Source organism: Thermogemmatispora sp., assembly GCF_019683635.1.
GTDB lineage: Bacteria > Chloroflexota > Ktedonobacteria > Ktedonobacterales > Ktedonobacteraceae > Thermogemmatispora.
The window spans coordinates 1-5,829 of record NZ_JADGIA010000270.1 but is presented as its reverse complement, the minus strand read 5'-3'; the positions used below and the strand labels follow the sequence as shown (position 1 = coordinate 5,829).

5 protein-coding genes and 2 tRNA genes are annotated in these 5,829 nt (G+C 59.1%); 5 read left to right on the top strand and 2 right to left on the bottom strand.

The genetic code is table 11. The features are described from left to right. The first annotated feature begins 660 nt into the window (after positions 1–660). Positions 661–1,815: an inositol-3-phosphate synthase gene (locus tag IRZ31_RS19750; protein WP_297156964.1), complete on the top strand. Its 1,155-nt coding sequence runs from the start codon at positions 661–663 to the stop codon at positions 1,813–1,815. A gap of 198 nt (positions 1,816–2,013) precedes the next feature. On the opposite strand, the gene IRZ31_RS19745 is transcribed toward IRZ31_RS19750, so the two are convergent. Both IRZ31_RS19745 and IRZ31_RS19740 read right to left on the bottom strand, forming a co-directional pair. Next, on the bottom strand, positions 2,014–2,238 hold the full coding sequence (locus IRZ31_RS19745; RefSeq protein WP_112432649.1) for a carbon storage regulator: 225 nt from the start codon (positions 2,236–2,238) through the stop codon (positions 2,014–2,016). Between the two features lie 665 nt (positions 2,239–2,903). After that, positions 2,904–3,773, bottom strand: a complete 870-nt coding sequence (locus IRZ31_RS19740; protein WP_297156960.1) for a FliA/WhiG family RNA polymerase sigma factor — start codon at positions 3,771–3,773, stop codon at positions 2,904–2,906. Positions 3,774–4,520: 747 nt separating this feature from the next. On the opposite strand from IRZ31_RS19740, the gene IRZ31_RS19735 reads away from it, so the two are divergent. The 4 genes from IRZ31_RS19735 to IRZ31_RS19720 form a co-directional block, all read left to right on the top strand. Beyond that, a complete protein-coding gene (locus IRZ31_RS19735) occupies positions 4,521–4,838 on the top strand; it encodes a hypothetical protein (RefSeq protein ID WP_297156958.1) in 318 nt (105 codons plus the stop codon). 337 nt (positions 4,839–5,175) lie between these two features. Beyond that, positions 5,176–5,266 (top strand) — tRNA-Ser (locus IRZ31_RS19730). A 128-nt stretch (positions 5,267–5,394) separates the two neighbouring features. Beyond that, a tRNA-Ser gene (locus IRZ31_RS19725) sits at positions 5,395–5,483 on the top strand. 134 nt (positions 5,484–5,617) lie between these two features. Further along, positions 5,618–5,829 (top strand): hypothetical protein (locus IRZ31_RS19720; RefSeq protein ID WP_297156956.1); only part of this gene is annotated, 212 nt, incomplete at its 3' end.

Below are 5,829 nucleotides of genomic sequence, written 5' to 3'. Positions count from 1 at the left end.
ATGGAATCTACGGGAATAGACAGCCTGCCTGCACTGTTTAAAAACATGGGAAAGCCCGTTTACACCAGAAACCTCAGAGAGGATTCCCTCAGATCGGCGCGTCGTGCAGAGCGCGGTCGAGGGGAAGCGTCTGCCGCGGGTGGCGCTGTGCTGGGTGAGGCGCAGCGAGGTGAGGCGAAGTGTGATGATGCAGAAGCCAGCGCGTGGGGATGTGGTGAGGGGGAAGGGCGACGGAGGAGAGCGCGAGCGAGAGCCGTAGGCTGATGCGGCGGCTGACCAGCGACAGTGAGAGCGATCCGCGAGGCAGAGCTAGCTGCTTGCTCTCCTGCCCAGAGATAATAGTATAATATTGACAGCCTGCTAATTTGTGAGGAGGTGCATGCATCTGGCAGAGAGGGAATCGGAAGCAGTCCTACCTCCAGAGAAAGGAATCCTCGCACTCTTCTCCGCACCATCTTTTTTTCTGGCGGCAACAGCGTCGTCGACTGCCAGAGCCAGGGTTGCATTCAGCGAGCAGACGAATTGGATCAACTCCAGCGTAGCGTGGGTTGTTTGAAGGGTGAAAGGGATATTTTGCGTGTTTTACGCAGCGCAGTAGTCACGCGGCGAATGCCACTATATTGATTAGCTAGCTAATTTAGTAGGAGGAAGGGAACGATCATGCCAGGATCGAAGAAAGTTCGCGTAGCCATTGTGGGCGTTGGCAACTGTGCCAGTTCGCTTGTGCAAGGTGTCTACTATTATCGCAACGCCAGGCCGGACGACTTCGTACCGGGGCTGATGCACGTCACCCTGGGGGGCTATCATATCAGCGACATTGAATTTTCAGCAGCTTTCGATATTGACCAGAACAAAGTTGGCAAGGATCTTGCTGAGGCCATCTATGCTGCCCCCAACAACACCTACCGCTTTGCCGACGTTCCGCCGCTGGGGGTCAAAGTCTATCGAGGCATGACCCACGACGGGCTGGGCAAATACCTCTCGCAAGTCATCACCAAAGCGCCGGGCAAGACCGACGATGTCGTGCGCATTCTCAAGGACACCGGGACCGACGTCCTGGTCAACTACCTGCCGGTTGGTTCTGAAACGGCCACCAAGTGGTATGTCGAGCAGGTTCTGCAGGCTGGTGTTGCCTTCGTCAACTGCATTCCGGTCTTCATCGCGCGTGAGCAGTACTGGCAGGAGCGCTTTAAAGAGGCCGGGCTGCCGATGATCGGCGACGACATCAAGAGCCAGGTCGGCGCCACCATTGTTCACCGTGTGCTTGCCAAGCTCTTCCGTGACCGTGGTGTGCGCCTGGAGCGCACCATGCAGCTCAACGTTGGCGGCAACACCGACTTCTACAACATGCTAGAGCGCGAGCGACTGGAGTCCAAGAAGATCAGCAAGACCAACGCCGTCACCAGCCAGCTGGACTACGAGCTGTCACCGGAGAATGTCCACATTGGGCCGTCGGACTACGTAGCCTGGCTGCAAGATCGCAAGTGGGCCTACATCCGTCTGGAGGGGCGTACCTTCGGTGATGTGCCGCTCAACCTGGAGCTGAAGCTAGAGGTCTGGGACTCGCCCAACTCTGCCGGCGTCGTCATTGACGCGGTGCGCATGGCCAAGCTCGCGTTGGACCGTGGCCTGAGCGGCACCCTGATTGGACCGAGCGCCTACCTCATGAAGTCGCCGCCGGTGCAGTATCCTGATGACGTCGCGCGCGCCATGACCGAGGCCTTTATCCGTGGCGAGGAGCCAGAGGCCACCTCTGCGCGTACAGAGGCTGTGGAGCCGAGTAACGGCTACAAGGTCGAGGCCCCCAGCGAGTAGCCACGTCAGCAGATGCGAACAGCTCACACGAGGAGAGAGGCGCTGGCGCTGACAACGAGCGGTCAAGCCTGATGCTAGCCTCGCGCCTCCTGCTATCGTCAAGAGAGCAAGCCAGGTTCCCAGACAGGCGCTGGCACTGCCTGCCCGGGAACCTGGCCTTTCTTTGGACGAGAGATGTGCTGGATGATAGATGAACCGCTACGAGCGCTGTACGCTTGGAGCATTCGTCACGGTCGAAGCATTAGCTGCTGCTTGCTGGTGCTGGTCCTGCCCCGAGCGTAACAGCTCCTCGCGTACAATGGTCACCTCTGGCGGAGCGCTGATCCCGATTTTGACGCGCTCCCCCTCGACCGCGAGGACTGAGATGCTAATGACCCCACCGAGAATGATGCTTTCACCAACTTTGCGTCTCAAAACAAGCATGTAAGGCTCCCTTCCCCAGAAGCATTTCCGAGACGTCCCTGCGCTGCAGATGACACCTTACAGGCGTCTCTTCAAGCCGAACACAGACGAGATGCCGAGCAGCGAGTGGGCTTCCTGCTCACACTGGACGTTGCTGGTGACGGAAACGGGTAGGCCGTTTCCTGTCACTGGCACGGAGCACAACAAACCGCTGGTCTGTGAGCGCCTTGTGCAGATTCAATGTGCGCTCTTTGTCAAAAAGACGATTCAGCGCCAGGATTTTCCGCACAAGCAAGCGAGGTTCGATCTCGCAGACCCGCGTGCGCACTCGCGCTGGCGATAAAACTACCCTCTCTGTAGATTGTACACCGTGCTTCAGCAACCACTGTTTCCCCGGGCGTTGCGCGCAGTGGGGGTCTATCCCTGTTGATGGGCCGCAGCGCCTTTGCCATCGTCTCAGCGCTGAGCGGCCTTGCTGCTGTGGCCGAAGCCGCCGTGGTCGTTGAGAGTGATGCGGAGCCCTGATCTGCACCTGGGTACCCTCCCCTGAAAAGTGTGACACCGGGGCTGGCTTTCCTGCCGGGGAAGCCTGCTCCCTCCCTTCTCGTCGCCAACAGGTCGCTCACGATCAACAGGGAAACCAGGGATCGTAATAATACTCTGTTTATGATACTATACGATCCAGGCTATGGTACAGTGGGAACTTGCTGATGGGCGAGCGAATCGATTTGCCGGGCGTGTTCGTGTGTTGATGTAGAACGAGTACTTGTGTAACTCCCACGCTTGTACTGTGGTTCGTGTAGCCCAAGGCTGACACGCAGGTGGAGCAGCGTCTGAGTGTGCAGCTGGCTCACGCGTGACTGCGAGATGCCGAGTATCTTGCCGATTTCGCTCATGCTGAGGCCCTCGACGTAGTAGAGAGCGAGTAAGAGGCGCTCGCGGCGAGGGAGGTGCTCGATAGCCTGGCTGAGGGCTTGCAGCAGCTCACGGCGCTCGACGGCACTGGCCGGCTCGGGGGTGGCATGATCTTCTAGGGCATCGCCGAGTGAGCAATGGTCGCCATCGCTCTCGGGCGCGTGGAGGGGGCTATCCAGCGAGAGAATGACGGTACCCACCTCCTGGAGCATGCGGCGATAGCGGCGCAGTGAGACGCCGAGCGCCGCCGCCATCTCCTCGTCGCGCGCTGGTCGTCCCAGCCGTCGCTCTAACTCGGCCATCGTCTGCTCGACCTGTTTGATGCGTTGCAGGGCCGAGCGCGAGAACCAGCTGAGGGCGCGTAACTGGTCGATTACCGCTCCCCGGATGCGGGCGCTGGCAAAGGCTTCGAAGCTGATCCCGCGCGTAGGATCGTAGCGATCGATGGCGTTGATGAGGCCAAGCATGCCGTAACCGATCAGATCATCGACTTCCAGCAGGCTGCGTGCCGGAATGCCCAACCGATCAACGGTGACTTTCACCAGCGGTACATAGGCTTCGATCAAGAGGCGACGCTGTGCCTGACTGTGGGTGCGCATGAACTCGGCCCAGATCTCTTCCAGGTGCGCGGAACTGGTCATCGATAGACATCTCCTTGCCTGACTGAGGTCTCGCCCTGCTGACTTGCTCTCCTCTCCTCGTACTGCTGGCCCTCGCGGCTCATCGGCTGGACTGCCCGCCCTCTCTATCCAGCTTACTGCCCTCTGGCTTGTGATGTGTTGCTGGCTAGGGCTGACTGACTCTCCCTGGCAGGGTGTGCCTGGTTGGCCTGGGTAACTGGCTGCTTGGTCGGCTGACAGGCTGGGAGGATGCTGATGTCTGGGCTAGCAGTTGCCTGGGGCGCTTCGTGGCGCTGGTCCGGTGACCCGTCGCTGGCTAACTTTGCCAGCTGGGTGGGCCTGTTGAGTTTGTCTGCTCCCTTGTCTAGCTAGAGTGTACGAGAGTGCTTGCTGTTGAGCTACTGACAGAGGTCGCTTCCTTGCTATGCCAAAGGTCCTGAAATTCCCTCGCCCAGAAAAGGGGGGTCTGTGGACACTAATCGCTGGCATTTTTTTGCCGATATGGATGTTCTATAGAGAAAGATAAGGAAATCTGGAATCCCTTCCGCTCTCCAGAGCGAGAGAGATCGCGCCCGGCTCTGACCTGACTCAGCAGCCGGACGCAGCTGCTTTTTGGGCGGGCTGATGCACGGTGCTGGTGAGCGGATCGGCTGGGGATAGTAAGGAGCTTCCCCAGTGAGCGATCGGGCCAAATAACAGGGCAGACATACAGACGGAGATAGATAAGCTGAGCTGATGGCAGCTTTGCATTGAGAGGAGACAGGTCTTATGGATAAACGAGAGTATGAGTATCAACATGAGCAGGAACCTGCCTGCGACGAGGAGCGCTCTCCGATGGAGCAGCTGCACCTGCCTCTGGAGGCCGACGAGCAGACGCTGCCGGAGGCGGAAGCCCTCGATCCCTTGCGCGAAGCTGGTTTGCTCCCGGAGGAGATTCAGCGCCTGCTACAGCTGCGCCGCCGCGTACAGAAGAGCGGTGAAATTCCGCCCTATCTCAGCGGCGACCCGCATCTGCAGTTTGCTCGCTGGCTCTATGAGCATGGGGCTATCGGCGAATTTTCTGAATCGCAAGAGGAGGCCTCCTAACCCGGCGAGCGGAGAGAGCGCTCAGCAGTGATTGGTCCCTGCTTCGGCCACAATAGAACGCGATGAACCGCGGGCAGCTTCTTCGGCAGGAGAGGAGCACGCTCCTGCCGGAATGCTGCCCCCTGGTCACTGGTGTTTTTCTTTTTGGCAATCCCGTCCCGGTGCCTGATAACCTCTTCCTGTCTGGTTCTCTGCTTTTCGCTGGCTAGCCTGACTGAAGAGGCTGTTGGCCGGACGGCTGGAGGTTGGCGCAAACGCGCTCACTGCTGCCCACGTTGGTGAGGGCTGTTTTACACCCCCTTGTCAGCCACCCGGGGAATGTGATATACTATGCGCCGGAGAGATGTCAGAGTGGTTGATTGAGCCGCTCTCGAAAAGCGGTAGGGTCCGAAAGACCCTCGTGGGTTCGAATCCCACTCTCTCCGCCAAAAGTAGTGACTCGCTGACGCTCACCTCGGCGAAGCGGGTCACTCCCATGTTGGTCTACCTGGTCATGCCGCTGTGAGCATGAGAGAGCAGTGGCAGCCAGTGATTGACATGGTTGTTGGTACCATACGGAGGAGTCTCATAGTGGCCTAGTGAGCACGACTGGAAATCGTGTGGGGTTAACAGCCCCCGTGGGTTCGAATCCCACCTCCTCCGCCATCTTGTGCCAGTGAGGGAGCAAATCCCTACTGGGATCGAAAGAGAAAGCTGAGAGTTGCGGGATGAATGGCGCTCCCATTCGTCCCGCGTTTTTTTTTGAGGGTCACCGGCACCCTACTGTAAAGGTCGCTCAGGTGAATGGTTCCGGGCCTGGTCTGATGAATTTCTGCCGGCCTGCCGCTGCCGATCTGCGCCTCGCTTGCGCGAGTGAGACACGCTTTGGGGACGTGGCTGGAGTGGAGCGGGCTGAGGGGGCAGTGAGCAGGAAAGGGGCCTCGGTCGGATCGGGGTCTGATGATATGGTGGGCGTGGCTGTAGGCGCGGGAGGTGAGGGAGAGGGAACAGG

Excerpts from the sequence above, each read along its gene's own strand:
- IRZ31_RS19745 (WP_112432649.1), bottom strand. The coding sequence starts at position 2,238 with ATGCTTGTTTTGAGACGCAAAGTTGGTGAAAGCATCATTCTCGGTGGG.
- IRZ31_RS19740 (WP_297156960.1), bottom strand. The coding sequence starts at position 3,773 with ATGACCAGTTCCGCGCACCTGGAAGAGATCTGGGCCGAGTTCATGCGC.
- IRZ31_RS19750 (WP_297156964.1), top strand. The coding sequence starts at position 661 with ATGCCAGGATCGAAGAAAGTTCGCGTAGCCATTGTGGGCGTTGGCAAC.
- IRZ31_RS19735 (WP_297156958.1), top strand. The coding sequence starts at position 4,521 with ATGGATAAACGAGAGTATGAGTATCAACATGAGCAGGAACCTGCCTGC.